The sequence below is a fragment of the Streptomyces griseomycini genome, from assembly GCF_014203535.1.
Taxonomy (GTDB): domain Bacteria; phylum Actinomycetota; class Actinomycetes; order Streptomycetales; family Streptomycetaceae; genus Streptomyces; species Streptomyces griseomycini.
The window spans coordinates 566,994-593,044 of the sequence record NZ_JACHJI010000003.1 but is presented as its reverse complement, the minus strand read 5'-3'; the positions used below and the strand labels follow the sequence as shown (position 1 = coordinate 593,044).

The following is a 26,051-nucleotide window of genomic DNA, read 5'->3' as shown; positions in this document are numbered from 1 at the left end:
GTCCGGGACGCGTGCGGTGCCGGTGCGGAAGGGGTGGCCGGCGGCTCGGCCACGGAGGGCGACGGGGCCGTGGGGCGGGTGGGTTCCCTTGTGCATGGCGGCTGTTCAGCGCTCCTCTCGGAAGTCGACGTGACGGCCGGCGACCGGGTCGTACTTGCGCAGGGTCAGCCGGTCCGGATCGTTGCGGCGGTTCTTGCGGGTGACGTAGGTGAAGCCGGTGCCGGCGGTGGACCGGAGCCTGACGACCGGGCGGAGTTCGTTGCGTGCCATGCCACCACCTTACTGAAAATGAATTTCATTAACATCTATGGCTGAGGAGAGGTACGTCACCGTGTCCGCCCACTGCATGCCGACCGGCGCACAGCCCGGCTTCGGCAACCGCGTCTCCCACTCCCACCGGCGCACCTCCCGCCGGTTCGACCCGAACATCCAGACCAGGCGCTACCGGCTGCCGAGCGAGGGGCGTCACGTACGGCTGCGGCTGAGCGCCAGGGCGATCAGGACCGTCGACGCGATCGGCGTCGAGGCGGCCGTGGCCCGCATCCGCGCCCGGGGGGAGAGGGTCTGATGGCGAAGAAGAGCACGATCGCGAAGAACGAGCGGCGACGGGCGACCGTCGCGCGGTACGCCGCCCGGCGGGCCGAGCTGAAGGAGGCCGTCCGGCGGCCGTCGTCCACCGAGGAGGAACGGGCCGCGGCGCAGCGCGAGTTGAGGCGGCAGCCGCACGACGCGAGCGCCACGCGCGTGCGCAACCGGGACCAGACGGACGGGCGTCCGCGCGGGTACGTCCGGGCGTTCGGCCTCTCCCGCGTGAGTCTGCGGGAGCAGGCGCACGCGGGGTACTTGCCGGGGGTGCGCAAGGCGTCCTGGTGAAGGTGCCGGTGCGTCGTCCGGGGGGAGGGACGGTGCGAGGTGTGTCACGGGGGCTGGTGGGGTGCCGGTCGGGTCCTGTTAGCTGACTGCGGTCGTCCGGCCGACGGGGCCGGCCACAGCTGGGGGGATCGCAGTGACCTCGGAGGCTTCGGTGACGTACTCGCCCGCATCGCCGGCATCGCGCTCCCGGCGCGTACGCGTCGCGGCCGCGGCCGCGGGGCTGGCCGGCGCACTCGCGCTGACGGCGTGCAGCGGGGCCGGTTCCGACGACTCCGGCGACTCCACGGCCACCCCCGCCCCGTCCGCCACGGCGACCGCGGACTCCGGTGGCGGCACGGGGGGCTCCGACGCGAGCGAGGGCCCGGCGAGCGAGTTGGAGGGCAGCTGGCTCGCCACGGCCGACGGCAAGGCCGTGGCCCTGATGGTCAACGGTGAGGAGGCCGCCCTCTTCGCCACGGGCGGCACCGTGTGCAGCGGCACCGCGCGGGAGGGCGCCGGGACCCACGCGATCCGTCTGAAGTGCACCGACGGCACCGAGGACCGGGCGAACGGCACGGTCGAATCCGTCGGCAGGACCTCCCTGAAGGTCACCTGGGAGGGCGCCCTCGGCACCGAGACGTACACCAAGGCCGAGGGCGGCGCCCTTCCGACGGGGCTGCCGACGGCGGGTTCGGGGTCGTAGACGGACCGGTCGGCGGGGCCGGTCGGCGGCTCGTGCGTGATGATGGCCGGTGGGCACCTCCACGAACCCAGAGGATCACTCATGCGCGCCACGCCGATCGCCGTCCCCGCCACCCTCGCCGCACTCCTCCTGCTGGCCGCCTGCGACAGCGCGGGCGGTGACGAGGACGGCGACGGGAAGCGGGAGGGCGCCGCCTGCTCCGTCCACGAGGTGAGCATCGAGGTCGGTCCCGCGAGCATCGCGCCGGCCGCCGGGGACACCGGCGAGGTCCCGGTCAGCCTCACCAACCGGGGCGCGGCCTGCACCCTGGACGGCTTTCCCGAGGTGACACTGGTCGGTGCCGGCGATTCGCCCGCCGTCGACGTGCCGCCGGCCGAAGGCGCCGAGGCGCAGAAGCTGACCCTGGCGAAGGGCGGCTCCGCGTCCTTCACCGTGGCCTACGAACGCGGCACGCCCCGCGGCGGCGCCTTCGACGCCGAGAACCTGCGGGTCCGGCTGCCCGGCGACGCCGACCGCACCCGCTCCCGCCTCTTCCGCTGGTCGTACGGCCCGGTCGCGGGCGGCGGCCAGGGCGACCACGAGGTCTCCGTGAGCGCCTACCAGCGGGCGGGCGACTGAACCTCACCCGTTCCGGGGAAGCCGCGGGCGGGCCCCGACCCGTGCGTCGTCCGCCGCCCGCGCGCCCTCCTCCCAGCCCGCCGCGTCGCTCACCCCGCGCAGCCGGGTGGTCGTCGTCTCCGGGAACAGACGGTCCGTCCGGTCGGCGACCGCGACCTCCCGGGAGGCGAGGACCGGCAGCAGGTCGTCGCCCACCTGGCTCTCGGCGGCGGCCGCGAGGCGCGTCCCCACGCGGTGGGCGTAGGCCGCGAGGAAGGACTGCCGGAAGGTCTTGGTCCGCTTCCGTCCGCCCGCCCTCTGTGCGGCCTCCGCCTTCGTCATCGCCGTGGTCGCCTGCACGAGCAGTGAGGTGTAGAGGAGCTCGACCGCCTCCAGGTCGGAGGCGAAGCCGACGACGGTGGAGAAGCCGAGGGGTTCGTTCCACACCGCCCGGCAGTGGTTCGCGCCGGCGACCGCGTCCAGCAGCACCGCCTTGGCCTGCTCGTACGGCGGCTCCACCCCGATCCGGCAGGCGCCCGGCGCCTCGCCCGAGGGCGCCTGCGCCGCGAGCAGCGCCTCGTCGACGCTGTGCCGCGCCATCAGCTCCTGCGCCTTGGCGCTGAGCGCCTCCGCCTCCTCCGGGAAGCCGGTCGCCTCCGCCTTCGCCAGCAGCGCGCGGATGCGGCCGAGCACGCGGGACTCCGGCCGCCGGTCCCGCGGGCCCGGTGCGGCCGCCTCCTCGAGGGGTTCGAGGGCGGGCAGGCGCAGCAGCAGCCGGTACAGCTCCAGCACGGCCGTGGCGTGCGAGAAGCGGTCGGCGCGGGGCGCGGGGTCCGCCGTCACCTCGTCGAGCTGGGCGTTCCAGCGGGGCCCGCGCGGCCGGTCGTCATGCGGCGCCTGGGCGCGGATCAGCGCGGAGACGAGCCGTACGTGCACGTCGTCCAGCTCGCGCCGGACGATCCGTACGACATCGGCGGGCTGCCAGCCGCGCCGCCAGGCCGTCGCCACGAACTCCTCGCCCCGCCGGTCGAGTTCGGCGTCGGCCGCCGGGTCGGCGGCGAGCAGGGAGGCGCCGGTGTCGAGGGCGGCGTCGCCGGTGTCGTAGAGGGCGGCCCGGAAGGCGCGGTCGACGGTGCTGGACGTGCTCACGGACCGATCGTGCCATGCCCCGGGAATTCACCCGTAGGTGTCAACTTCGGGTTGACACCCCTCGGCTGTCAACTTACGGTTGACACATGACGACGAACCCCGCCATCAAGTCATCCGTGCGTCTCGACGACCTCATCGCGGCCATCAAGAAGGTCCACGAGGAGCCCCTCGAACAGCTTCAGGACGCGGTGCTCGCCGGTGAGCACCTCGGCGACGTGGCCGACCACCTGATCGGCCACTTCGTGGACCAGGCCCGGCGTTCGGGCGCCTCCTGGACGGACATCGGGAAGAGCATGGGCGTCACCCGGCAGGCGGCCCAGAAGCGCTTCGTGCCGAAGGAGGGCACCGACCTCGACCCCGGTCAGGGCTTCAGCCGCTACACGCCCCGCGCGCGCAACACGGTCATGGCCGCGCACAACGCGGCGCAGGCCGCGCGCAACGCCGAGGGCCTGCCCGAGCACCTGATCCTCGGCCTGCTGGCCGAGCCGCAGGGCCTCGCCGTGCAGGCGATCACCGAGCAGGGCGTCACCGTGGACGCGGTCCGCGAGGCCGCGCGCGCGGCGCTCCCGCCGGCCGTCGAGGACGCCCCCGAACTGGTGCCGTACGGCCCGGCGGCCAAGAAGGTCCTGGAACTCACCTTCCGCGAGGCCCTCCGCCTCGGCCACAACTACATCGGCACCGAGCACCTCCTGCTCGCCCTCCTGGAGCACGAGAACGGCGAGGGCGTCCTCAGCGGCCTGGGCATCGACAAGGCGGCCACCGAGCGGTACGTCGGCGAGAAGCTCGCGCAGTTCGTCGAGACGCGGAAGGAGGACGGGGAGGAGCCCGGACCCTCGCGGGAAGGCTGATCCGGGGTCGTTGTCAGACCCCCCTGCCACACTCGCGTACATGGCCGACCGGTGGGCGCTCGCCCCGGCCGAGGACGGTGGCGTGGACGTCGCCCCCCTCGGTCCGGACGGGCTGCCCGCCGGCCCGGTGCGTCGGGAGGCGGATCCCGCCGAGGCCGTCCGGAGCCGTCCCGGCGTCACGCGGTGGGTGTGGCGGTCCACCGCCGAGGTCTACCCGCGCCTGCTCGCCACGGGGGTGCGAGTGGAGCGGTGCCACGACGTCGAGGCCGCCGAGACGCTCCTGCTCGGCCACGAGGGGCGGTACGGGGAGCCCCGTTCGGCCGCGGCCGCCCTGGCCCGGCTGCGCGGCGGCCCCGTGCCGCCCGACCCGCCGCAGCGCCCGGCCGAGCCGGGCGCGCAGTCACCCCTCTTCGAACCCACGGGCACCCCCCTGCCGCTGACGGACCTCCTCGCGGTCTACGCCGAGCAGCAGCGGCGGACCGGCCGGACCGCGCACCCGGACCGGATGCGGCTGCTGACGGCCGCCGAGTCGGCGGGGACGCTGGTGGCCGCCGAGATGAACCGCGCGGGGCTGCCCTGGCGGGCGGACGTGCACCGCGCGGTGCTGCACGACCTGCTCGGCGAGCGGTACGCGGGCGGTGGCGAGCCGCGCCGGCTGGCCGAGCTCGCCGACGAGGTGTCCGCCGCCTTCGGCCGCCGGGTGCGGCCCGACCTGCCGGCCGATGTCGTCAAGGCCTTCGCGCAGGCCGGCGTCAAGGTCTCCTCGACCCGCCGCTGGGAGATCGAGTCCGTCGACCACCCGGCCGTGAAGCCGCTGCTCGAGTACAAGAAGCTCTACCGCATCTGGGTCGCCCACGGCTGGTCCTGGCTCCAGGACTGGGTGCGCGACGGCCGGTTCCGGCCCGAGTTCCACGCGGGCGGGACCGTGACCGGCCGCTGGGTGACCAACGGCGGGGGCGCCCTGCAGATCCCCAAGGTGATCCGCCGCGCGGCCGTCGCCGACCCGGGCTGGCGGCTCGTCGTCGCCGACGCCGACCAGATGGAGCCGCGCGTGCTGGCGGCGATCTCCCGCGACCCCGGGCTGATGGAGGTGGCCGGCCGGGAGGGCGACCTGTACCAGTCGGTGTCCGAGCACGCGTTCTCCGGCGACCGCGACCGGGCCAAGATCGCCGTCCTCGGCGCGGTCTACGGCCAGACCTCGGGTGACGGCCTGAAGAACCTCGCCGCGCTCAGACGCCGCTTCCCCCGGGCGGTGGCCTACGTCGACGAGGCCGCCCGCGCGGGCGAGGAGGGCCGGCTCGTACGGACCTGGCTGGGCCGCACCTGCCCGCCGGCCGCCCGTGCGACGGACGACGCGGTGGAGGAGGCGGGCATCCCGGTCGCCGAGGCCGCCGGGGGCTCCGGTGCCGCCGGGGAGGAGACCGGCGGCGGCCGGCCGTGGGTGCCGGGCTACGCCTCGACCGACGCCCGCGCCCGCGGGCGCTTCGCCCGCAACTTCGTCGTCCAGGGCAGCGCCGCCGACTGGGCCCTGCTGCTGCTCGCCGCGCTGCGGCAGACCCTGGCGGACATGGCGGCCGAGCTGGTCTTCTTCCAGCACGACGAGGTGATCGTGCACTGCCCCGAGGAGGAGGCCGGGGCGGTGGTGGCGGCGATCCGGGAGGCCGCGGACCTGGCGGGCCGGCTGACCTTCGGGCGGACACCGGTCCGTTTCCCGTTCACGACGGCGGTGGTGGAGTGCTATGCGGACGCCAAGTGATCAGCGGGTGGCGTTCGTGTCGCCCCCGGTGGTGTTCCCGGTGTCGCCCGCCAGCAGTTCCCTCAGCTCCCCCACCACCGCCTGCCCGTCCGTCCCGTCCAGAGCGGCGAGCGCCGACCGCCACTGCTCGTACGCCTCCCCCGTACGCCCCCGCTCGCGCAGCAGCAGGCCGTACTGGTGGCGGGCCAGACCACCGGTGTAGCGGTCGGCGCGGGCGTCGGCGCGGCCGAGCAGTTCCCCGCACTCGCCGACGGCCTGCTCGGTGCGCCCCAGCAGCCGCAGGGCGCGGACCAGGCCGAGCCGGGTCTGGGACTCGCCGTGCCAGTTGTCGTGCCCGCCGAGGATGCGCAGGCTCTCCTCGAAGTGCGGCAGGGCCGCGGCCGGTTCGCCGAGGCGGAGGTGGGCGTACCCGATGTTGCAGTGCGCGGAGTGCTGCACGATGACGGCGCCGATCTCGTGCCCCATGGCGAGCGAGCGCCGGTGCTGCTCGATGGCGGCGCGCGGGTCGGAGTGCTCGTACAGGTTGCCCAGGTGGCTGTAGGTGACGGCCTCGCCGTAGGGATCGTTCAACTGCTGCGAGTAGGTGAGGCTCTGCCGCAGCGCCTGTCCCGACTCCGCGTGCCGGCCGAGCTCCTGGAGCAGCAGCCCGCGGTTGTTGAGGCAGCGCCGGATCCAGGAGACGACGTCGAGCCGCCGCCAGATCTCCAGTGCGCGGTCGGTGAGGGCGAGGGCGTCGTTGTGCCGGCCGGTCAGGAAGTACAGCCCCGCGAGGTCGGTCAGCGCGTATCCCTCGGCGGCCTCGTCCCCCAGCCTCCGCGCCACCCGGAGAGCGGCCCGGCCCAGCACGTCCCACTCGGCGACCCGGCCGCGGCGCTGGAGGTAGGGGCACAGGAGGCGGAGCAGGACGGAGAGGTGGGCGGCGTGGGCGCTCCGGCCGCCCTCTTCACCGCCGGCCGCGTCGTCGGCGTACGGCTCGACCAGGGTGACGATGTTCTCCAGTTCCCGGTCGCCCCAGGCGAAGGCCTCCTCGGCGTCGGCGAACGGGGGAACGGCCTCGACGTCGGCCGCGTGCCCGGGCGGCTGGGAGGAGGTGGGGCGGCGGCGGTCGTCCTGGTCGAGGCCGGGTTCGACGATCGCGGCGAGGGCGCGTCCGGCGACGGCGGCGTACCAGCGCAGCGCGGTCCCGGTGGCGTCCCGCCCCTCGGTCTCCCGTCCCTCGCCGTCCCGCACCTCGGCGTCCCGGTCCGTTCCGCCGTCGGCACCGGCGAGTTCCCGGGCGAAGTCGCGGACCAGGTCGTGGGGCGCGTAGCGGCCGTACGCCGTCTCCTCCAGCAGGGCCACGTCGACGAGCCGGTCCAGCGCGGCCTCGGCCCGGCGCTCGCCGGTACCGGTGAGGCGGGCCAGCAGGGGCGCGCCGTACCCGGGCAGGTCGAGCGCCCCGATGCGGCGCAGGGCGAGGGCCGCGTCCCGGTCGGCCTCGCGCTCGGAGGCGGCGAGCGCGTCGTACGCGACGGCCAGCGAGCGGCGGACGCTGAGGTCGTCGTACTCCAGGTGGGGCAACCGGCTGTCCGTGGCCGACAGTTGGCCGGCGAGCGCGTCCGGGGTGAGGACCCGCCGCGCGGCGAGCCGGGCCGCGACGACCCGCAGGGCCAGGGGAAGGCGGCCGGTGAGCGTGACGAGGGGGTGGCCGGCGCCGAGGCCGTCGCGGCCGGAGACCGTGCGCAGCAGGGCGGCGCTGTCCTCGTCGGTCAGCGGGGTGAGCGGGAACCGGGCGGCCCCGTCGAGCGCGGTGAGCGGTGAACGACTGGTGACGATCACCGCGCAGCCGGGACCGGCCGGCAGCAGCGGCCGCACCTGTGCGGCGTTCGCCGCGTCGTCCAGCACCAGGAGGGTGCGGGTCGGTGCGAGCAGGGAGCGCAGCAGCGCCGCCGCGGCGTCCGGCGCCTCGGGGACCCCGCGGGGGTCGGTGCCGAGGTCGCGCAGGAGCGCGCTGAGGGCCTGGGCGGGGGTGAGGGGGGCCATGCCGGGAGTCGCGCCGTGCAGGTGGACGTAGAGCTGACCATCGCTGAAACGTTCCGCCAGCGCATGGGCGACATGGAGCGCGAGCGCGCTCTTGCCGACGCCGGCCATACCGCTGACGACGGCGACGGCGGGTCCGACCGGGCCCGAACGGGGGATCAGCACCCGGTGCAGCTCGTCCCGTACGTCGGTGCGGCCGGTGAAGTGAGCGGGCGGGGGCGGTAGTTGGGCGGGCCGGAGTGCCGTGGGCGCGATGCCGGGCGACCGCACGGCGTGCGCCGGCGCGTCGTGCCGCGCGGGCGCGGCGGCGGCACCGGGTCCCGCCGCCCCCGTCGGCGCTCCGGGCCCCGCGGGCTCGTCAGCGGGCGCCACGGGCTCGGCCGACCGTGCCGACTCGGCGGACCGGCCCGGCCCGGTGGTCCCGCGCAGCACCTCCACGTGGGCCTCCCGCACCGCCGCCCCCGGCTCGACGCCGAGCTCCTCCACCAGGCGGGCCCGCAGATCGCGGTGGACGGCCAGCGCCTCGGCCCGGCGGCCGGTGCGGTGGAGGGCGAGCATGAGCTGACGGTGGTACGCCTCCCGCAGCGGGTGCTCGGCGGCCAGCGCCGTCAGCTCGGGCACGAGCCCGGCCAGGCGTCCCCCGCCGAGGGCGAGCTCGGCGTCGTACCGCCGCTCCAGGAGCAGCAGCCGCGCCTCGTTCAGCCGCCGCACGAAGGCGTACCCGCCCACCTCGGGCGGCAGCCCGGCCAGTGGAGCCCCCCGCCACAGCGCGAGCGCGGCCGTGCACTCGCGCACCACGCGCCTCCAGTCCCGCCCGGCGTGCGCGACGCGGGCCGCGGCGGCATGGGCGTCGAACGCGTGGACGTCCAGCTCCCCCTCCCCGACGCGCAGCAGGTACCCGGTCGGCACGGTGACCAGCCGCTCGGGGTCGTCGAGCAGCCGCCGCAGCCGGGCCACGTGATTGTGCAGCGAGGGCTGCGCGGAGGGGGGCGGTGCCGCGCCCCACATCGCGTCCTTCAGCGCCTCGACGGAGACGACGCGCCCTGCGTCCAGCAGCAGCGCGGCGAGCAGGACGCGCAGCTTGGGGCTTCCGATGGACCGCACGGACCGGCCCCCGCCCTCCGGGTCGCCGTCGTAGAGAACCGGTGCCCCCAGCAGGCCGAACCGCAGCTCGCGCCGTGTCACGCCGCACCACTGCCTTCCGCCCAAGTCCCGGACCCGCTCCGGGCGCGACGGACCCCCGGCGCCCGCCCGGTCGCCGGCCACCACCGGTCCCGGATGACTCAATGGGGATCCACGGGCCACATGTTAGCGATCCGTTGGCAACATCTGATGTGATCACTACATCGGATCCGGCCCGACGGCGCGCGCGTAGAACGCGCAGCTCGGGGGAGTGCCGCCGCCGCGGCCCGATCCGCACACGAGGGCCCCCGGTCGGCAGAGGTGAACGGCCGGGACCCTCGTTTTTTGCCCCCCGGATCAGATGACCGGCGGCCGTCCCAGCCGGGTCAGCCGCCACACCGTCCGCCAGCGCATGGCCCGCCGCTCCCCGGCCGGCTCCCGCACCCCTTCCGCGAACCCGGCGAACCAGGCCCGCAGCCCGCTCGCCGACCGGTTCCGCACCAGGGTGAGCAGCACCCACACCCCCAGGTGCACGGGGACGAGCGCGAGCGGCAGCCGCCGACGGGCCAGCCAGACGCGGTTGCGGGCGTTCACCCGGTAGTAGATGGCGTGCCGGGCGGGCGAGGTCCTCGGGTGCCGGAGCAGCAGCTCGGGCGCGTACAGGATCCGCCATCCGGCGTCGGCCGCGCGCCAGGCGAGGTCGGTCTCCTCGTGCGCGAAGAAGAACGCGGCGGGCCAGTCGCCGATCTCGTCGAGCATCGCCATCCGCAGGGCGTGCCCGCCGCCGAGGAACCCGGTGACGTACCCGCCCCGCAGGGGATCCGACCGCCCGACCCGGGGCACGTGCCGCTGCTGCGTCTCCCCCGTCTCGTCGGCGATCCGGAAACCGACGATCCCGAGCCGCCCGTCGGCGGCGTACAGCTCCCCCACCCGGCGCAGCACATCGGCGTCGACGAGCAGACCGTCGTCGTCCAGTTCGACGACGACGTCCACGTCCCCGAACTCCCGCAGCCGCGCGATCGCCGCGTTCCGCCCGCCCGGACAGCCGAGGTTCTCGTCCAGCTCGACGGTGGTGACCTCGCCGGGCAGGGACAGCCGCCGGGCGAACTCGGGCAGCGGGCAGCCGTTGCCCACGATCACGATCCTCGCGGGCGGCACGTCCTGCTTGGCCACGGACTCCAGCAGCGCGTCCACCTCGGCGGGCCGGTTCCCCATGGTCACCACGGCGACGGCGATCCTCGGCGGTTCCATGTCCTCACCTCACCGTCCCGGCCGACGACTGTGCCCGCGATGCTAGCCGTTCACGCCGCGGCCTCCCGCGGGAGGCCGCACGGCCTCCCGCGCGTCGCGTCGCCGGGCGCGCCCTTCCGTACGGGAGGAGTGGAGCGGGTGTTCAGCGGTAGTCGGCGGGATGGCCCCGCATCCACGTGTTGATCCCGTCGCGGGTGCCGACCAGCGCGTGCCGGTGCCTCCTCGGGTTCTCGGAGGACTGGCCGCCGCCGAGCTCCGCGTCGAGTGCCGCGATCAGCTCGACCGGCTCGGCGAGGTGTCCGGGACCCTTCGGGTCCGCCTTCACGGCCCGGTCCGGGCGGTGCGGCTCGTCGTGGACCCGGCCGAGGAGGGAGGCGCAGGTGCCGGGGGCGGGAGCCCACTGCGCCACCACCGCGCCGCTGAACGGCGAACGGCCGGCCAGGAGAGGTCCTGGCCGGCCGTTCGACTGGAGCCGCCTTCGGGATTCGAACCCGAGACCTACGCATTACGAGTGCGTTGCTCTGGCCATCTGAGCTAAGGCGGCGTGCTGCCCGCATCATGGTGCGATCGGCAACGTCGGTAAGTCTACACAGTTTCCCGGGGTGCTTCGCACCTGCCCCGGGGGCGGGCCGCAGGGCCCGCCCCCGGAGGGGCGGCACCGACTACGAGCAGCGCTTTCCTTCCGCGGGCGGGGTGCCGCGGAGCAGGTAGGTGTTGATCGCGGAGTCGATGCAGTCGCTGCCCCTGCCGTAGGCGGTGTGGCCGTCGCCCTCGTAGGTGAGGAGACGGGCCGAGGACAGCTGGCCGGCCAGGGCCTCGGCCCAGCGGTACGGGGTCGCCGGGTCGCGGGTGGTGCCGACGACGACGATCGGGGCCGCGCCCTCCGCCTCGATGCGCTGCGGCTCGCCCGTGGCCCGCACCGGCCAGTACGCGCAGTTCAGCGCCATCCACGCGAAGCCCTCGCCGAAGACCGGGGACGCCTCCTCGAAGTCGGGGAGCGCCGCCCGCACCTCGTCCGGGGAGTCGAAGGCGGGCGGGAGGTCCAGGCAGTTCACGGCCGCGTTGGCGGACATCAGGTTGGCGTACTCGCCGTCGGCGTCGCGTTCGTAGTAGCTGTCGGCCAGGGCGAGGAGTCCGGCGCCGTCGTTCTCCTTCATCGCCGCCGTCAGCGCCTCGCGCAGCCGCTGCCAGGCGCCCTCGTCGTACATCGCCGCGACCACGCCCATGGTCGCCAGCGACTCGGTGAGCCTGCGGCCGTCGGCGTCACCGGTGGGGACCGGCCGGGCGTCGAGGCCGGTGAAGAACGCCTTGAGGTTCTTCCCCGCCTGCTCGGGTCCGGTGCCCCGGCCGCCGAGCGGGCAGTCGCTCTGCCGGACGCAGTCCTTCGCGAAGGCGGTGAACGCCGTGTCGAAACCGGCCGTCTGCTCGAGGTTGAGCCGCCGCGCGGGCAGCGAGGGGTCCATCGCGCCGTCCAGGACGAGACGGCCCGCGCGGTCGGGGAACAGTCCGGCGTAGGTCGCCCCCAGGAAGGTGCCGTACGAGGCGCCGACGTAGTTCAGCTTCTCGTCGCCCAGCACGGCCCGCACGATGTCCATGTCACGGGCCGCCTCGACGGTCGACACGTGGCGCAGCAGCTTCGGCGCGTCCGCTCCGCAGCCCTCGGCGAACTTCCGGTACGCCGCGACCAGCGCGTCCGCCTCCTTCGCGTCGTCCGGTGTGACGTCGGTCTGCGTGTACGCGTCCATCTCGGGCCCGTCCAGGCACTCGACGGGTTCGCTGCGGGCCACGCCCCTCGGGTCGACGGCCACCATGTCGTAGCGGGCGCGCACCTCGGCCGGGTAGCCGATGCCCGCGTACGCCTGGAGGTAGCCGATCGCCGAGCCGCCGGGGCCACCGGGGTTCACCAGCAGCGAACCCAGCCGCTTCCCCGGACCGGTGGCCTTCTTGCGGGCCACGGCGAGACGGACGTCGCCGGCGGACGGATCGGCGTAGTCGAGCGGGGCCTCCACCGTGGTGCACTGGAAGCCGGGGACTCCGCAGTCGCGCCAGGACGGCTTCTGCTCGTAGTACGGCGTGAGCGCCGCCGGCGTGGAGCGGGGCAGCGCGGCCAGCGCCGGTGCCTTCTCCTCCGCCGCCGAACTGGCGGTGCCCGGCGTGCTCCCGGAGGAGCAGCCGGATGCCAGCAGCGCGGCGACGGCGAGCAGGCAGGCCGCGGTGCGGGTCCTACGGGGGGTGCGCCTTGTGTGCATGCTGCGAGCGTAACTCTGGGAGAGGGGATGAGTGCTCTCCGCGCACGCCGTGCCCCGTACGAGTTACCGCGTCGAGCCGCCGAGCGGCCGTCAGCCGTCGGTCGGGGCGCCGTCGGTCCGCGCCGTCACCCCACGCCGTCAGCCCGCCCTGAGGGCCATCGTCATCGCCTCCACCGCGAGGAGCGGGGCCACGTTGCGGTCGAGGGCCTTGCGACAGGCGGCGATCGCCTCGATGCGGCGGAGCGTGGACTCCGGTGAGCTGCCGCGGGCCAGCCGCTCGAGCGCGTCCTCGGAGTCCGTGTTGGCGATGGCGATGCGGGAGCCGAGCTGGAGGGCGAGGACGTCGCGGTAGAAGCTGGTCAGGTCGGTCAGGGCGAGGTCGAGGCTGTCGCGCTGCGTCCGCGTTCTGCGGCGTTTCTGCATGTCCTCCAGATCCTTGACCACGCCGGCCGTGCCGCGCGGCATCCGGCCGCCCTGGACCGCGCCGAGCGCCGCCTTCAGCTCCTCGGTCTCCTTGGTGTCCATCTCCTCGGCGAGCTGCTTGGCGTCCTCGGCGGCCGCGTCGACGAGTTCCTGGGCGGCCTTGAGCGCCCCGCCGATGTCCTCGACCCGCAGCGGCAGCTTCAGCACGGCGGCACGGCGCTCGCGGGCCGCCGGGTCGGTGGCCAGGCGGCGCGCGCGGTCGACGTGGCCCTGGGTGGCGCGGGCCACCGCCGCGGCGACGTCCGGCTCGACGCCCTCGCGCCGTACGAGCATGTCGGCGACGGCGTCCACGGAGGGCGTGCTCAGGTTGAGGTGGCGGCAGCGGGAGCGGATCGTCGGCAGCACGTCCTCGAGGGAGGGGGCGCACAGCAACCAGACCGTGCGGGGGGCGGGCTCCTCGACGGCCTTGAGGACGGCGTTGGCGGACTTCTCGTTCAGCCGCTCGGCGTCCTCGACGAGGATGATCTGCCAGCGTCCGTTCGCCGGGGCGGTGAAGGACTTGCGCACGGTGTCGCGCATGTCCTTGACGAGGATCTCCGAGCCGACGGCGGCGACCGTGGTGACGTCGGCGTGGGTGCCGATCAGCGCGGTGTGGCAGCCGTCGCAGAACCCGCAGCCGGGGGCCCCGCCGAGCGCGCGGTCGGGACTGACGCACTGCAGCGCGGCGGCGAAGGCCCGCGCCGCCTGGTCGCGCCCCGCGCCGGGCGGACCCGTGAACAGCCAGGCGTGCGTCATCCTGGACGCCTCGGGCGGGGGCGCGTCGGCCGCCGCCGCGGTGACGAGCGCGTCGGCGTCCCGGGCGGCCGCGGTGAGCTGTTCGCTCACCCGCTCCTGCCCGACGAGGTCGTCCCACACGGTCACGGGTCACGCCGCCCTTCCGTCACGTTCGGCTTGCGGGATCCATTGTGGGGGTGGGCACCGACAACGCCGGACCGGGTCAGCGCCGGCGGCCCCGGCCGCCCTCGTCGTCGTGCTGCTCGTCCCCGTGCGGACCGAGCAGTTCGTCCGCCAGCGTCGGCAGGTCGTCCAGCGGGGTCTCCTCGGCCCAGTCGGAGCGCTGCCGGCGTCGGCGGGGCGTGCCCTCGGGGTCGATCTGCGGCAGCTCGCGCGTGCGGTCCTCGGGGCCGTCGGATCCGCCCGCCGGACCGGACCCGCCCGCCGGCCGCTCGTCCCGGAAGTAACCGGGCGGCACCCGGCCCGCGTCCCCCTGCTCCTCCCCCCGCACCGGAGGGAGCACCGCCGTCTCGTCCGCCGCGCCCGGCGGTACGGGCGGCAGGACCGCGGTGTCGTCGGCCGCGCCCGGCGGAACCGGCGGCACCGGCAGCTCGGCCGTCACCTCGGAGTCGGAGACCCCGGACCGGCCGGACCCCTGTCCGTCCGCGTCCTCGCCCGGCACCCGGGGCAGCACCGCCGTCTCGTCCACCGGCCCGCCCGACGCGTTCGTCGGCGTCACGATCGGCGTCGGCACGGTCGCCGCGTCCCCGGCCGCCGGCCGGGAGGCCCGGGGTGCGGAGGGACGCGGGGCCTCGGGGGCGGCCGTGACCTTCGGTCCCGCCTCCGCCGCGGCCGCCGCCCGTTCCGCGACCCGCCGGGCCTCCTCGGCCCGCAGCAGGGCCTCCTCGGCCTTGCGCTGCTTCTCCAGGCGCAGTGCCTCGGCCTCGGCGCGCAGCCGGGCCTCCTCCTCGGCCTGCTTGCGGCGGCGTTCCTCCTCGGCCCTGCGGCGGGCCTCCTCCTCGGCGCGCGCCTTCTCCTCGGCGAGCAGCCGCTGCCGCTCCTCCTCGGCGCGCCGACGGGCCTCCTCGGCGCGCTGCCGGGCCTCCTCCGCCTGCCGTTCCGCCTCGCGCCGCTGCGCCTCCTCCAGCTCGCGCCGCTTGCGCTCCTCCTCCTCGGCGCGCAGCCGCGCCAGCTGTTCCTGGCGCTCGCGCTCCAGGCGCTCCTCCTCGGCCTTGCGGGCCGCTTCCTCCTCCGCCTTGCGGCGGGCCTCCTCCTCGGCCTTGCGGCGCGCTTCCTCACGGGCTTCGATCTCGGCCTCGGACAGCGGCAGCACCTGGTCCAGCCGGTGCCGGATCACCGTGGTGACGGCCTCCGGCTCCTGCCCGGCGTCGACCACCAGGTACCGGCCCGGGTCGGCCGCGGCCAGGGTGAGGAAACCGGCCCGCACGCGCGCGTGGAACTCCGCGGGCTCCGACTCCAGCCGGTCCGGCGCCTCGGTGAACCGCTCCCGCGCGGTCTCCGGCGCCACGTCCAGCAGCACCGTCAGGTGCGGGACCAGCCCGTCGGTCGCCCAGCGGTTGATGCGGGCGATCTCGGTCGGCGACAGATCGCGTCCGGCCCCCTGGTAGGCCACGGAGGAGTCGATGTACCGGTCGGAGATGACGACCGCGCCCCGCTCCAGGGCGGGCCGTACGACGGTGTCGATGTGCTCGGCCCGGTCCGCCGCGTACAGCAGCGCCTCCGCGCGGTGCGACAGGCCGGCGCTGGAGACGTCCAGCAGGATGGAGCGCAGCCGCTTGCCGACCGGTGTCGCCCCGGGCTCGCGGGTGAGCACGACCTCGTGGCCCTTGTCCCGGATCCACTCGGCGAGCGCCTCGGCCTGGGTGGACTTCCCGGCCCCGTCGCCGCCCTCCAGGGCGATGAAGAAGCCGGAGGCGGCGGGCGTCTGCTCGGGGTCGTCGCCGCCGAGCAGCGCGTCGCGCAGGTCCTGCCGCAGCGGCACCCCGGAACGGTCGTCGACCTTGGCCAGCACCAGCGCGGCCACCGGCAGCAGCAACGCGCCCACCAGCATCAGCGTGAACGCGGCGCCGCCGTGCGCGAACACGAACCGGCCGTTCTCCAGCCGGTGCGGGCCGATGCCCGCGGCCACCACCGGGGCGATCAGTGCGCCGAGCGCCACGAAGACCCGGACCACCGCGTGCAGGTGTTCCGTCGTGCGGGCCCGGCGCTGCTCCTCGGTCTCCTGGTCGAGCAGCGCGTGCCCGGTGTTGGCGGCGATGCCCGCGCCGACACCGGCCAGCAGGGCGAGCAGGAGGACGCTGGTGACGTCCGGCACCAGTCCGGCCGCCAGCAGCGCGACACCGGTGGCGGCGAGCGCCAGCGCGAGCAGCCGGCGCCGGGACAGCGCCGGCAGCAGGGAGGGCGCCGTGCGGATGCCGACGACGACACCGCCGGTCAGCGCGCCCACCAGCAGGCCGTAGAGCACGGGTCCGCCGCCGAGGTCCTTGGCGTGCAGCACCGACACGGCGACCGCGGCCGCCACCGCGGCGGCGACGGACGCGGACGCGAGCACCAGCAGCGGCAGCGCGCCGGTGCGGCCCTTGTCGGCGCCGGCGGCGCTCTTCGGACGGCGCAGCCCCTCCAGCGGCGACCGCGCGCGGGGGGTGCGCGTGTCGGGCAGCTCCAGGAAGGTCAGCACGGACAGCGACGCGGCGAACAGCCCGGCCGCGACGTACGACGCGAGGGCCGCCTGATGCTCGGCGAACCAGTCGATCCCCGTGCCCAGCAGGTTGTTGAACAGGGCCGCGACGACGAGCGTGACGGCCGCGAGCGGTATCGCCACGAAGCCGGTGCGCAGCGACAGGCGGCGCAGCGCGTCCATGCGGTCGGGCAGCGGCCGTACCGTCGCGCCCTCCGGGGGCGGCGCGGGCAGCAGCGCGGGCGCCGCGCTCTCCCGGCACACGGTCCAGAACCGCTCGGCGACCGATGCCACGAAGGCGGTGACGAGGAGGACGGCCAGGGCGTTGTCGGGCGTCCAGTCGATCCACAGCGGCGCCACGATGAGCAGCGCGGCCCGCAGCGCGTCCGCGCCGACCATGGTCCAACGGCGGTCCAGCGGGCCGTCCTGCGAGGTGAGCGCGGTGAGCGGGCCGAGCAGGACGGCGCCGAACAGCAGGGTCGCCAGGACGCGCACCCCGAAAACGATCGCCACTGCGAACGCCGCGCCCCGGTAGCCACCGCCGAAGGAGCCCCCGGCGATCGCCGCCTGGAGGGCGAGGAGGACCAGCACGAGGAGGGCGAGGACGTCACCGACCCCGCCCACGAGCTGCGCGCTCCACAACCGTTTCAGCTGCGGTCGGCGCAGCAGGGCACGGACGGCGCGCTCGCGGGAGTCCGCGACCAGGGCGTCGTCGGGGGCCGGTCGGTGGGCCGTTGGCTGCTCGGCTCGCGTCATGCGTTCAGCCTATCGGCCCGTGGCGACAGCACGGGGCGACGCGCCTGACATGCACACGCCCCGGCACTGAAGCGGTACCGGGGCGTTCGCATTCCGAACCCGGGGCGAAGACCTCCGGAGGAGATCCCGGGCGGAGGCCTCCGGAGAGGATCCCGGACGAGGACTCCGGGGAGTCCCCGGTCCTCCGACGCGTCAGTCCTCCGCCGCGTTCGAGGCGGTCGCCCTCCCGGCGGTGGCCTTCTTCGCCGTCGCCGTCTTCTTCGCGGTCGTGGTCTTCTTCGCCGCGGTCTTCTTGGCGGCCGCCGTCTTCTTCGCCGGGGCCTTCTTGGCGGTGGCCTTCTTCGCGGTGGCCTTCTTCGCGGTCTTCTTGGCGGGGCCCTTGGCGCGCTTCTCGGCGAGCAGCTCGAACCCGCGCTCCGGCGTGATCGCCTCGACGCTGTCGCCGGAGCGCAGGGTCGCGTTGGTCTCGCCGTCGGTGACGTACGGGCCGAAGCGGCCGTCCTTCACCACGACCGGCTTCCCGCTGACCGGGTCCTCGCCCAGCTCCTTCAGCGGCGGCTTGGCCGCCGCCCGGCCACGCTGCTTGGGCTGGGCGTAGATCGCCAGCGCCTCCTCCAGCGTGATCGTGAAGAGCTGCTCCTCGGACTGCAGCGACCGCGAGTCGGTGCCCTTCTTCAGGTACGGCCCGTAGCGGCCGTTCTGCGCGGTGATCTCCTGGCCCTCGGCGTCGGTGCCGACGACGCGCGGCAGCGACATCAGCTTCAGCGCGTCGTCCAGGGTCACCGTGTCCAGGGACATCGACTTGAAGAGGGAGGCCGTGCGCGGCTTGACCGCGTTCTTGCCGGTCCTCGGCGTGCCCTCGGGCAGGATCTCCGTGACGTAGGGGCCGTAGCGGCCGTCCTTGGCGACGATCGTGTGGCCGGTCGCCGGGTCGGTGCCCAGCTCGAAGTCGCCGCTCGGCTTGGCGAGCAGTTCCTCGGCGAGCTCGACGGTCAGCTCGTCCGGCGCCAGGTCCGCCGGGATGTCCGCGCGCTGATGCTGCTCGGAGTCCTTCTCCCCGCGCTCGATGTACGGGCCGTAGCGTCCCACCCGCAGCACGATGTCGTTGCCCACCGGGAACGACGACACCTCGCGCGCGTCGATCGCGCCCAGGTCGGTCACCAGCTCCTTGAGGCCGCCGAGGTGGTCCCCGTCGCCGTTGCCCGCCTCGGCCGCGCCGCCGTTGTGGGTGCCCTCGCCGAAGTAGAACCGCTTCAGCCACGGCACGGCCTTCGCCTCGCCCCGCGCGATGCGGTCGAGGTCGTCCTCCATCCTGGCGGTGAAGTCGTAGTCGACGAGCCGGCCGAAGTGCTTCTCCAGCAGGTTGACCACGGCGAAGGAGAGGAAGGACGGCACCAGGGCCGTGCCCTTCTTGAACACGTAGCCGCGGTCGAGGATCGTGCCGATGATCGACGCGTACGTCGACGGGCGGCCGATCTCCCGCTCCTCCAGCTCCTTGACCAGCGACGCCTCGGTGTAGCGGGCCGGGGGCTTGGTGGCGTGCCCGTCGACCGTGATCTCCTCGGCGCTGAGGGCGTCGCCCTCGGCGACCTGCGGCAGCCGGCGCTCGCGGTCGTCGAGCTCGGCGTTCGGGTCGTCGGCACCCTCGACGTACGCCTTGAGGAAGCCGTGGAAGGTGATCGTCTTGCCGGAGGCGCTGAACTCGACGTCCCGGCCGTCGGCCGCCGTGCCGCCGATCTTCACGGTGACGGAGTTGCCGGTGGCGTCCTTCATCTGCGAGGCGACGGTCCGCTTCCAGATCAGCTCGTACAGCTTGAACTGGTCGCCGGTCAGACCGGTCTCGGCGGGCGTGCGGAAGCGGTCGCCCGAGGGGCGGATCGCCTCGTGCGCCTCCTGCGCGTTCTTGACCTTGCCCGCGTAGGTGCGCGGCTGCGGGGGCAGGTAGTCGGAACCGTACAGCTGCGTGACCTGGGCGCGCGCGGCGGAGATCGCCGTCTCGCTCAGCGTCGTCGAGTCCGTACGCATGTAGGTGATGTAGCCGTTCTCGTACAGCTTCTGCGCGATCTGCATGGTGGCCTTCGCGCCGAAGCCGAGCTTGCGGCTCGCCTCCTGCTGCAGCGTCGTCGTACGGAACGGGGCGTACGGCGAGCGGCGGTACGGCTTGGACTCCACGGAGCGCACGGCGAACCGCGCGTGCTCCAGGGCTGCGGCCAGGGCGCGGGCGTTCGCCTCGTCGAGGTGGAGGGTGTTCGCGCTCTTGAGCTGCCCCAGGGAGTCGAAGTCGCGGCCCTGCGCGACGCGCCTGCCGTCGACGGTCTGCAGGCGGGCGACCAGGGACGACGGGTCGCTCGCGTCCCCCGCGCGGCCGGTCGCGAAGGTGCCGGTCAGGTCCCAGTACTCGGCGGAGCGGAACGCCATGCGCTCGCGCTCCCGCTCCACCACGAGCCGCGTCGCGACGGACTGGACGCGGCCGGCCGACAGCTTCGGCATGACCTTCTTCCAGAGGACCGGCGAGACCTCGTAGCCGTAGAGGCGGTCGAGGATGCGGCGGGTCTCCTGGGCGTCGACGAGCTTCTGGTTGAGCTCGCGCGGATTGGCCACGGCCTCGCGGATCGCGTCCTTGGTGATCTCGTGGAAGACCATCCGCTTGACCGGGATCTTCGGCTTGAGCACTTCCTGCAGGTGCCAGGCGATGGCCTCGCCCTCGCGGTCCTCATCGGTGGCGAGGAAGAGCTCGTCGGACTCCTTCAGCAGGTCCTTGAGCTTCTTGACCTGGGCCCGCTTGTCCGCGTTGACCACATAGATCGGCTGGAAGTCGTGGTCGACGTCCACACCGAGGCGGCGGACCTCACCGGTGTACTTCTCCGGCACCTCCGCGGCACCGTTGGGAAGATCGCGAATGTGCCCGACGCTCGCCTCGACGGTGTAGCCAGGGCCGAGATAGCCCTTGATCGTCTTCGCCTTGGCAGGCGACTCGACGATGACGAGTCGGCGGCCGCCCTTCGCGGTCTCGCTGGTCGGGGACAACTTCGCTCTTCTCTCCGGTCGACGCTGGGGCCTCCCCAGGCGGTCCTCCCGGGGTCGGGTCATGGTGACGCTGCGGAGTGTGACGGTACATCCCGCCCCCGTGTCAAACGGGAAAAGCCCGCAACGGCCACTCGAACGGTAACCCGACTACCACCGTTCCTGCCGCCCGGACTGTCCAGTCCCTGCCCGCCCTCATGCGGAGCGCGACTTATCGGTTACCCGGAACCGGGGCGGCTATCCGCTCCTCACAGGCGGGTGAAGCACCATGCGCCGAGGACCAGGAAGATCATCGAGGCGAGTCCGGCGACGGCGGCCGATGCGACGGGGCTCACACCGTGGGCGACGGGGCGACGCTGCCGTGCGCGGGTCGCGGTCCAGGCCAGCAGCCCGCCTCCGAACAGGCAGAACACCAACCCCGCGAAGATCCCCGGTCCGCTCTCCATCGTCCCGCGAGCCCCTCTTCCCCGTCCGCTGACACCGGTCCGGGAAGGACGCTGCCACGCCCGGACGGCACGCAGGCGAACCTGAGGTGAACGCGGAGGCGACGGGTCGGTGCGAGCCGGGGCCGGCCCGTCACGGGGTCCGTCGAAAAGATTCCGGATCGGCGTGAAACGACACGGTCGCGGGGGCGGGAGCGGCCGCCCCCCGCGACCCACGCGTCACCCCCGCACGCCCGCCCTCACGCCCCGCGCCTCACGCCTTGCGCCTCACAGCTCACACCCGCGTCCTGCGCTCGCGTCCCGCCGCACCCGCGCATCACGGCCCGCGTCCCGTCGTCCGCGCCCCGATCAGTCGGCCGGCTCCAGGAAGCCCTGCTCCACCAGCAACCGGATCTGCGCGGGCGTGCGGTCGCGGAGCAGCACGGGGTCCTCGCCGAGGAGCTGGGCGATGGCGTCCAGGATGCGCCCCGCGCTCATCGTGCCGTCGCACACCCCCGCGAAGCCCGCGCCGACCGTGTCCACCTTGGTGGCCCGGCGCATCCCGCGGTTCTGGCGCAGCACGACGTGCTCCGGGTCCTCGGCACCGGGCAGTCCGACCTGCTCCTGCACGACCTCGGGGACCAGCCTGAAGCGCGTCTCGAGCAGCGCCGCGTCGTCGTGCGCACGCAGATGGCCGAGCCGGTCGAAATGCGCCCGGACCGTCTCGCCGAGCGGCTGCTCGACCGGGTGCGGCCACTCCTCCACCGTGATCGACGGCGCGGCGGAGCCCGACCTGCGCAGGGTGATCCAGCCGAAGCCGACCGCCTTGACCTTGCGCGCCTCGAACTCGTCCAGCCACGCGTCGTACCGCGCCCGGTACTCGGCCTCGTCCCCGCGGTGGTCGCCCGCGTCCCGCAACCACAGCTCGGCGTACTGGGTGACGTCCTGCACCTCGCGCTGCACGATCCAGGCGTCGCATCCGCGAGGCACCCACGACCTGAGTCTGTCCTGCCAGTCCTCCCCCTCGACGTGCTGCCAGTTGGCGAGGAACTGCGCGAACCCGCCCTCGTTCAAGCGGTCCCCCGCCTGTTGAACGAGCGTCCGGCACAGATCGTCCCCGCCCATGCCGCCGTCGCGGTAGGTGAGCCGGGCGCCCGGCGAGATCACGAAGGGCGGGTTGGACACGATCAGGTCGTACGTCTCGTCGTCCCGGACCGGCGTGAACAGCGACCCCTCGCGCAGATCGGCGGCCGGGGCCCCGGAGAGGGCCAGGGTGAGCGCGGTGATGTGCAGTGCGCGCGGGTTGACGTCGGTGGCCGTCACGCGGGTGGCGTGCCGGGTGGCGTGCAGCGCCTGGATGCCGGAGCCGGTGCCGAGGTCGAGCGCGGAGGAGACGGGCGTACGGACGGTGATGCCGGCCAGGGTCGTGGACGCCCCGCCGACGCCGAGGACGACTTCTTCGTCGCGGCTGCCGATGCCCCCGGCGCCGCCGACCGCGCATCCCAGGTCGGAGACGATGAACCAGTCCTCGCCGGCCGGCCCGCCGTACGGCCGCACGTCCACGGTCGCGGCGAGGTCGTCCGCGCCGGCGCGCACCAGCCACCCGCTCTCCAGGCAGGTGTCCACGGGCAGCACGTCCGCCACCCGCGCGTGCGGGACGGGCTGCTGCAGCAGGAACAGTCGTACGAGCGCCTCCAGCGCCGTGTCCCCGCGGGTCGCCCGGAGGGCGGGCACGGTCTCGCTGCGGGCCAGCGCCGCGTACGCGGGGGCGCCGAGCAGCTCGAGCAGTCCGTCGGCGGTGAAGGAGGCTCCGAGCAGCGCGTCCCGCAGCCGGGCGGCGGCGTCGGGGCGGTCGGACGAGGGCAGGGGCGACAGGCCGGTGTTACTCACGCTCCCCATTGTGGCCGCCGCCCTCGGTCCGCGCGTGCCGCGGCCGCTCCCGCCGCGGCGTCAGCTCTTCGCGGCCGGCACCGACGCGGTGGCCGTCTTGCAGCTGGCCTGCCGGGCCATCGCCTCGCCGACCTCGCCCTCCTCCAGTTCGTTGAGGGCGTCGTTGCCGCTCTTGCTCAGCTTGTCCAGCTCGGCGGCGATGTCCTTCAGGCCGTCGGCGAACTTCGCCTGGTCGTCGGTGTCGAGACCGTCGACCTGCTTCTTCAGGGAGGCGTACGACGCGGAGATCCCGTTGAGCTCCTTCACCGCGTTCGTCAGCTTCTCCTCGCCGTTCTCGACGTCCGGTGCCCCGGCCTTGCTCACGGCGGTACCGATCGCCTTGTAGGCCTCGGACATGTCCTGGAAGGCCTTCGAGTCGGCCTCCTGGACCTCCTTCGGAGTGCTGTTGTCCGAGGTCTCCTTCTGGATCGAGGCGTTGGCCGCCTCGATCTTCCTGGCCTGCGGCTGCACCGCGTCGCAGACCTCCTTCGCCCAGGCGTCCAGCTTCTCGTTGCCGTCGTCGCCGCCGCATCCCGTCAGCGCCAGTACCAGTACCGCACCGCCGGACAGTGCGGCCGCGAGCTTCTTGTTCACCGGATTGGTCCCTTCCATGGCTCTCGGCCCCGGAACATACACGCCAGATGGGCTACGCCCACCCGCCGGACGTCCGTTAAGAGACTTTTGAAGCCATTTGCACCAAGCGAGAGAAGGCTCACTCGCAGGGGCGCACCACGGGAAACGGGCGGACGACGCGTCAATCCGCGCCGCCCGCCCGGTCGTTGGTCCGGCCCTCACCACGCAGCCGTGGTGTCCTGCCTAGGAAACCACCGCCGGATCGGCCGACTTGGGCTTCGGTTCGGAGTCGCCCTCGTCCCCCACGGCGATACCGCGCCGCTTGGACACGTACACCGCACTGACGATCACCACCAGTGCGAGAACCGCGATCAGCACCCGCATCCCGACGCTCTCGTCGGCGCCGTAGGAGAACTTGATGACCGCGGGCGCGATGAGCAGCGCCACCAGGTTCATCACCTTCAGCAGGGGGTTGATCGCGGGGCCGGCGGTGTCCTTGAAGGGGTCGCCGACGGTGTCGCCGATCACGGTGGCCGCGTGGGCCTCGCTGCCCTTGCCGCCGTGGTGCCCGTCCTCGACGAGTTTCTTCGCGTTGTCCCAGGCGCCACCGGAGTTGGCGAGGAACACCGCCATCAGCGTGCCCGCGCCGATCGCGCCCGCGAGGAACGCCCCCAGGGCGCCGACGCCGAGCGTGAACCCGATGAAGATGGGCGCCATCACGGCGAGCAGGCCGGGTGTGGCGAGCTCCCGCAGGGCGTCCCTGGTGCAGATGTCGACGACCTTGCCGTACTCCGGTTTCTCGCTGTGGTCCATGATCCCGGGCCGCTCGCGGAACTGCCGCCGCACCTCGAAGACCACCGAACCCGCCGACCGCGACACCGCGTTGATCGCCAGCCCGGAGAACAGGAAGACGACCGCCGCGCCCGCGACGAGTCCGACGAGGTTGTTGGGCTGCGAGATGTCCATCATCAGGCTCATCGGCGCACCCTCGCCGCTGAGCTTCTCGCCCACGTCCCGCGCGCCGGTGGTGATGGCGTCCCGGTACGAGCCGAACAGCGCCGCCGCGGCGAGCACGGCCGTGGCGATGGCGATGCCCTTGGTGATGGCCTTGGTGGTGTTGCCGACCGCGTCCAGGTTGGTGAGCACCTGGGCGCCCGCGCCCTCGACGTCGCCGGACATCTCCGCGATGCCCTGCGCGTTGTCGGAGACGGGACCGAAGGTGTCCATCGCGACGATCACACCGACCGTGGTGAGCAGGCCGGTGCCGGCCAGTGCCACCGCGAACAGCGCCAGCATGATCGACGTACCGCCGAGCAGGAACGCCCCGTAGACACCGAGTCCGATCAACAGGGCGGTGTAGACGGCGGATTCGAGACCGATGGAGATGCCCGCGAGGACGACGGTGGCCGGTCCGGTGAGCGAGGTCCTGCCGATGTCCTTCACGGGGCGCCGGGTCGTCTCGGTGAAGTAGCCGGTGAGTTGCTGGATGAGGGCGGCGAGCACGATGCCGATGGCCACCGCGACGAGTGCCAGGATCCGCGGATCGCCGTCCTTGCCCCGGATCACCGCGTCGGTGACGCCGTCGAGGTCGGCGTAGGACGACGGCAGGTAGGTGAACACCGCGACCGCGACCAGCGCCAGCGAGATCACCGCGGAGATGAAGAACCCCCGGTTGATCGCGCTCATGCCGCTGCGGTCGGCGCGCCTCGGGGCCACCGCGAAGATGCCGATCATCGCGGTGAGGACACCGATCGCCGGCACCAGCAACGGGAAGGCGAGCCCCGCGTCGCCGAACGCCGCCGAGCCCAGGATCAGCGCGGCCACCAGGGTCACGGCGTACGACTCGAAGAGGTCGGCCGCCATGCCCGCGCAGTCGCCGACGTTGTCGCCCACGTTGTCGGCGATGGTCGCGGCATTGCGCGGATCGTCCTCCGGAATGCCCTGCTCGACCTTGCCGACCAGGTCGGCGCCGACGTCGGCGGCCTTGGTGAAGATGCCGCCGCCGACCCGCATGAACATCGCGATCAGCGCGGCCCCGAGACCGAATCCCTCGAGCACCTTCGGCGCGTCGGCCGCGTACACCAGCACCACGCAGGAGGCGCCCAGCAGGCCGAGGCCGACGGTGAACATGCCGACGACGCCCCCCGTACGGAAAGCGATCTTCATCGCTTTGTGCGAGACCGCGGTGAGATCCTTTTCCGGCTCGCCCTCCGCCGGAGTGGCTTCGCGCGCCGCCGCCGCGACCCGCACATTGCTGCGCACGGCGAGCCACATGCCGATATAGCCGGTGGCCGCCGAGAACGCCGCTCCGATCAAGAAGAACACCGACCGTCCGGCACGCTGATTCCAGTCGTCCGCGGGCAGCAGCATGAGCAGGAAGAACACGACCACGGCGAATACGCCGAGCGTGCGCAACTGACGGGCCAGATAGGCGTTCGCGCCCTCCTGGACCGCAGCGGCGATCTTCTTCATGCTGTCGGTGCCCTCGCCGGCCGCGAGCACCTGGCGCACCAGGACTCCCGCGACCACGAGCGCCGCCAGCGCGACGATGCCGATGACCACCACGAGCAGGCGGTTGTCGTCGGTCAGCACAGCGGCTGCGAGGGATGTGGGTCGGCCCGACCCGTATGAGATGGAAAGCCCCGCCATTCGTCCTCCTTGACGCTTGGGCTGAGCTCAAGATGTGGACGGGATTGTAGGTACCGGAACCCGATCAAAACAGAGCACGCGAAATACAAATGGCCTGCACGCGCCCTTCACCCAATGATCTCCGGGTGGCCAGGGGTCCGAAATCGGTAATGCCTTTGCCGCATTCACTTGATCGCACTTCAATGATGCAATTGATCGTGAATGAATTCACGCGATCAACCGCACGAGACCACTGTAAGCGCGGGCACTGACGGCCG

19 protein-coding genes and 1 tRNA gene are annotated in these 26,051 nt (G+C 73.7%); 6 read left to right on the top strand and 14 right to left on the bottom strand.

The window, feature by feature from the left end; all coding sequences use genetic code 11:
- Window positions 1–105: 105 nt before the first annotated feature.
- A complete protein-coding gene (gene rpmG, locus FHS37_RS11540) occupies window positions 106–270 on the bottom strand; it encodes a 50S ribosomal protein L33 (RefSeq protein ID WP_184819780.1) in 165 nt (54 codons plus the stop codon).
- 61 nt (window positions 271–331) lie between these two features.
- Here rpmG and rpmB point away from each other — a divergent pair, with 61 nt between their 5' ends.
- The 4 genes from rpmB to FHS37_RS11520 all read left to right on the top strand — a co-directional run bounded on the left by rpmB (window position 332) and on the right by FHS37_RS11520 (window position 2,173).
- Entirely contained in the window at window positions 332–568 is a 237-nt protein-coding gene (gene rpmB, locus FHS37_RS11535; protein WP_184820052.1) for a 50S ribosomal protein L28, read from the top strand.
- Entirely contained in the window at window positions 568–873 is a 306-nt protein-coding gene (gene rpsN / locus FHS37_RS11530; RefSeq protein WP_184819778.1) for a 30S ribosomal protein S14, read from the top strand. The genes rpmB and rpsN overlap by 1 nt, the downstream gene beginning before the upstream one ends.
- Before the next feature lie 151 nt (window positions 874–1,024).
- Window positions 1,025–1,555, top strand: coding sequence for a hypothetical protein (locus FHS37_RS11525; protein ID WP_229890128.1), 531 nt, complete (start codon window positions 1,025–1,027; stop codon window positions 1,553–1,555).
- A gap of 81 nt (window positions 1,556–1,636) precedes the next feature.
- Window positions 1,637–2,173, top strand: a complete 537-nt coding sequence (locus FHS37_RS11520; RefSeq protein ID WP_184819769.1) for a DUF4232 domain-containing protein — start codon at window positions 1,637–1,639, stop codon at window positions 2,171–2,173.
- Window positions 2,174–2,176: 3 nt separating this feature from the next.
- Here the strand turns inward: FHS37_RS11520 and FHS37_RS11515 are convergent, their stop codons facing one another.
- A complete protein-coding gene (locus FHS37_RS11515) occupies window positions 2,177–3,301 on the bottom strand; it encodes a DUF2786 domain-containing protein (protein ID WP_184819767.1) in 1,125 nt (374 codons plus the stop codon).
- Between the two features lie 86 nt (window positions 3,302–3,387).
- On the opposite strand from FHS37_RS11515, the gene FHS37_RS11510 reads away from it, so the two are divergent.
- Window positions 3,388–4,149, top strand: coding sequence for a Clp protease N-terminal domain-containing protein (locus FHS37_RS11510; protein ID WP_184819765.1), 762 nt, complete (start codon window positions 3,388–3,390; stop codon window positions 4,147–4,149).
- A gap of 40 nt (window positions 4,150–4,189) precedes the next feature.
- Window positions 4,190–5,905, top strand: coding sequence for a bifunctional 3'-5' exonuclease/DNA polymerase (locus tag FHS37_RS11505; protein WP_184819763.1), 1,716 nt, complete (start codon window positions 4,190–4,192; stop codon window positions 5,903–5,905).
- Here FHS37_RS11505 and FHS37_RS11500 read toward each other — a convergent pair whose 3' ends face one another.
- The 12 genes from FHS37_RS11500 to FHS37_RS11445 all read right to left on the bottom strand — a co-directional run bounded on the left by FHS37_RS11500 (window position 5,906) and on the right by FHS37_RS11445 (window position 25,794).
- Entirely contained in the window at window positions 5,906–9,109 is a 3,204-nt protein-coding gene (locus FHS37_RS11500) for an AfsR/SARP family transcriptional regulator (RefSeq protein ID WP_184819761.1), read from the bottom strand. It abuts the gene before it with no gap.
- 294 nt (window positions 9,110–9,403) lie between these two features.
- Window positions 9,404–10,297 (bottom strand): glycosyltransferase family 2 protein, encoded by an 894-nt coding sequence (locus FHS37_RS11495; protein ID WP_184819760.1) that lies wholly within the window; start codon window positions 10,295–10,297, stop codon window positions 9,404–9,406.
- A 142-nt stretch (window positions 10,298–10,439) separates the two neighbouring features.
- The gene (locus tag FHS37_RS11490) at window positions 10,440–10,709 is read right to left on the bottom strand and encodes a hypothetical protein (protein WP_184819758.1); all 270 of its coding nucleotides are present in this window, start codon (window positions 10,707–10,709) and stop codon (window positions 10,440–10,442) included.
- 55 nt (window positions 10,710–10,764) lie between these two features.
- Window positions 10,765–10,841: transfer RNA gene (locus tag FHS37_RS11485), tRNA-Thr, on the bottom strand.
- A gap of 118 nt (window positions 10,842–10,959) precedes the next feature.
- The gene (locus FHS37_RS11480; protein ID WP_184819756.1) at window positions 10,960–12,546 is read right to left on the bottom strand and encodes an alpha/beta hydrolase; all 1,587 of its coding nucleotides are present in this window, start codon (window positions 12,544–12,546) and stop codon (window positions 10,960–10,962) included.
- 138 nt (window positions 12,547–12,684) lie between these two features.
- Entirely contained in the window at window positions 12,685–13,890 is a 1,206-nt protein-coding gene (locus FHS37_RS11475; protein ID WP_184819748.1) for a DNA polymerase III subunit delta', read from the bottom strand.
- A 76-nt stretch (window positions 13,891–13,966) separates the two neighbouring features.
- The gene (gene tmk / locus FHS37_RS11470; RefSeq protein WP_184819746.1) at window positions 13,967–17,197 is read right to left on the bottom strand and encodes a dTMP kinase; all 3,231 of its coding nucleotides are present in this window, start codon (window positions 17,195–17,197) and stop codon (window positions 13,967–13,969) included.
- Between the two features lie 192 nt (window positions 17,198–17,389).
- Window positions 17,390–20,224 carry a type I DNA topoisomerase gene (gene topA / locus FHS37_RS11465; RefSeq protein ID WP_184819743.1) on the bottom strand — a complete coding sequence of 945 codons (2,835 nt, stop codon included), beginning with the start codon at window positions 20,222–20,224 and terminating at the stop codon, window positions 17,390–17,392.
- A 245-nt stretch (window positions 20,225–20,469) separates the two neighbouring features.
- Window positions 20,470–20,667, bottom strand: a complete 198-nt coding sequence (locus tag FHS37_RS11460; protein WP_184819742.1) for a hypothetical protein — start codon at window positions 20,665–20,667, stop codon at window positions 20,470–20,472.
- Between the two features lie 345 nt (window positions 20,668–21,012).
- Window positions 21,013–22,533 (bottom strand): DUF7059 domain-containing protein, encoded by a 1,521-nt coding sequence (locus tag FHS37_RS11455; protein ID WP_446001693.1) that lies wholly within the window; start codon window positions 22,531–22,533, stop codon window positions 21,013–21,015.
- A gap of 60 nt (window positions 22,534–22,593) precedes the next feature.
- Window positions 22,594–23,184 (bottom strand): small secreted protein, encoded by a 591-nt coding sequence (locus FHS37_RS11450; protein WP_184819738.1) that lies wholly within the window; start codon window positions 23,182–23,184, stop codon window positions 22,594–22,596.
- Between the two features lie 204 nt (window positions 23,185–23,388).
- On the bottom strand, window positions 23,389–25,794 hold the full coding sequence (locus tag FHS37_RS11445) for a sodium-translocating pyrophosphatase (RefSeq protein WP_184819736.1): 2,406 nt from the start codon (window positions 25,792–25,794) through the stop codon (window positions 23,389–23,391).
- Window positions 25,795–26,051: the final 257 nt, after the last annotated feature.

Coding starts and splice junctions, on each gene's coding strand:
- rpmG (WP_184819780.1), bottom strand. CDS start 270: ATGGCACGCAACGAACTCCGCCCGGTCGTCAGGCTCCGGTCCACCGCC.
- rpsN (WP_184819778.1), top strand. CDS start 568: ATGGCGAAGAAGAGCACGATCGCGAAGAACGAGCGGCGACGGGCGACC.
- FHS37_RS11520 (WP_184819769.1), top strand. CDS start 1,637: ATGCGCGCCACGCCGATCGCCGTCCCCGCCACCCTCGCCGCACTCCTC.
- FHS37_RS11510 (WP_184819765.1), top strand. CDS start 3,388: ATGACGACGAACCCCGCCATCAAGTCATCCGTGCGTCTCGACGACCTC.
- FHS37_RS11505 (WP_184819763.1), top strand. CDS start 4,190: ATGGCCGACCGGTGGGCGCTCGCCCCGGCCGAGGACGGTGGCGTGGAC.
- FHS37_RS11495 (WP_184819760.1), bottom strand. CDS start 10,297: ATGGAACCGCCGAGGATCGCCGTCGCCGTGGTGACCATGGGGAACCGG.
- FHS37_RS11480 (WP_184819756.1), bottom strand. CDS start 12,546: ATGCACACAAGGCGCACCCCCCGTAGGACCCGCACCGCGGCCTGCCTG.
- tmk (WP_184819746.1), bottom strand. CDS start 17,197: ATGACGCGAGCCGAGCAGCCAACGGCCCACCGACCGGCCCCCGACGAC.
- FHS37_RS11460 (WP_184819742.1), bottom strand. CDS start 20,667: ATGGAGAGCGGACCGGGGATCTTCGCGGGGTTGGTGTTCTGCCTGTTC.
- FHS37_RS11450 (WP_184819738.1), bottom strand. CDS start 23,184: ATGGAAGGGACCAATCCGGTGAACAAGAAGCTCGCGGCCGCACTGTCC.
- FHS37_RS11445 (WP_184819736.1), bottom strand. CDS start 25,794: ATGGCGGGGCTTTCCATCTCATACGGGTCGGGCCGACCCACATCCCTC.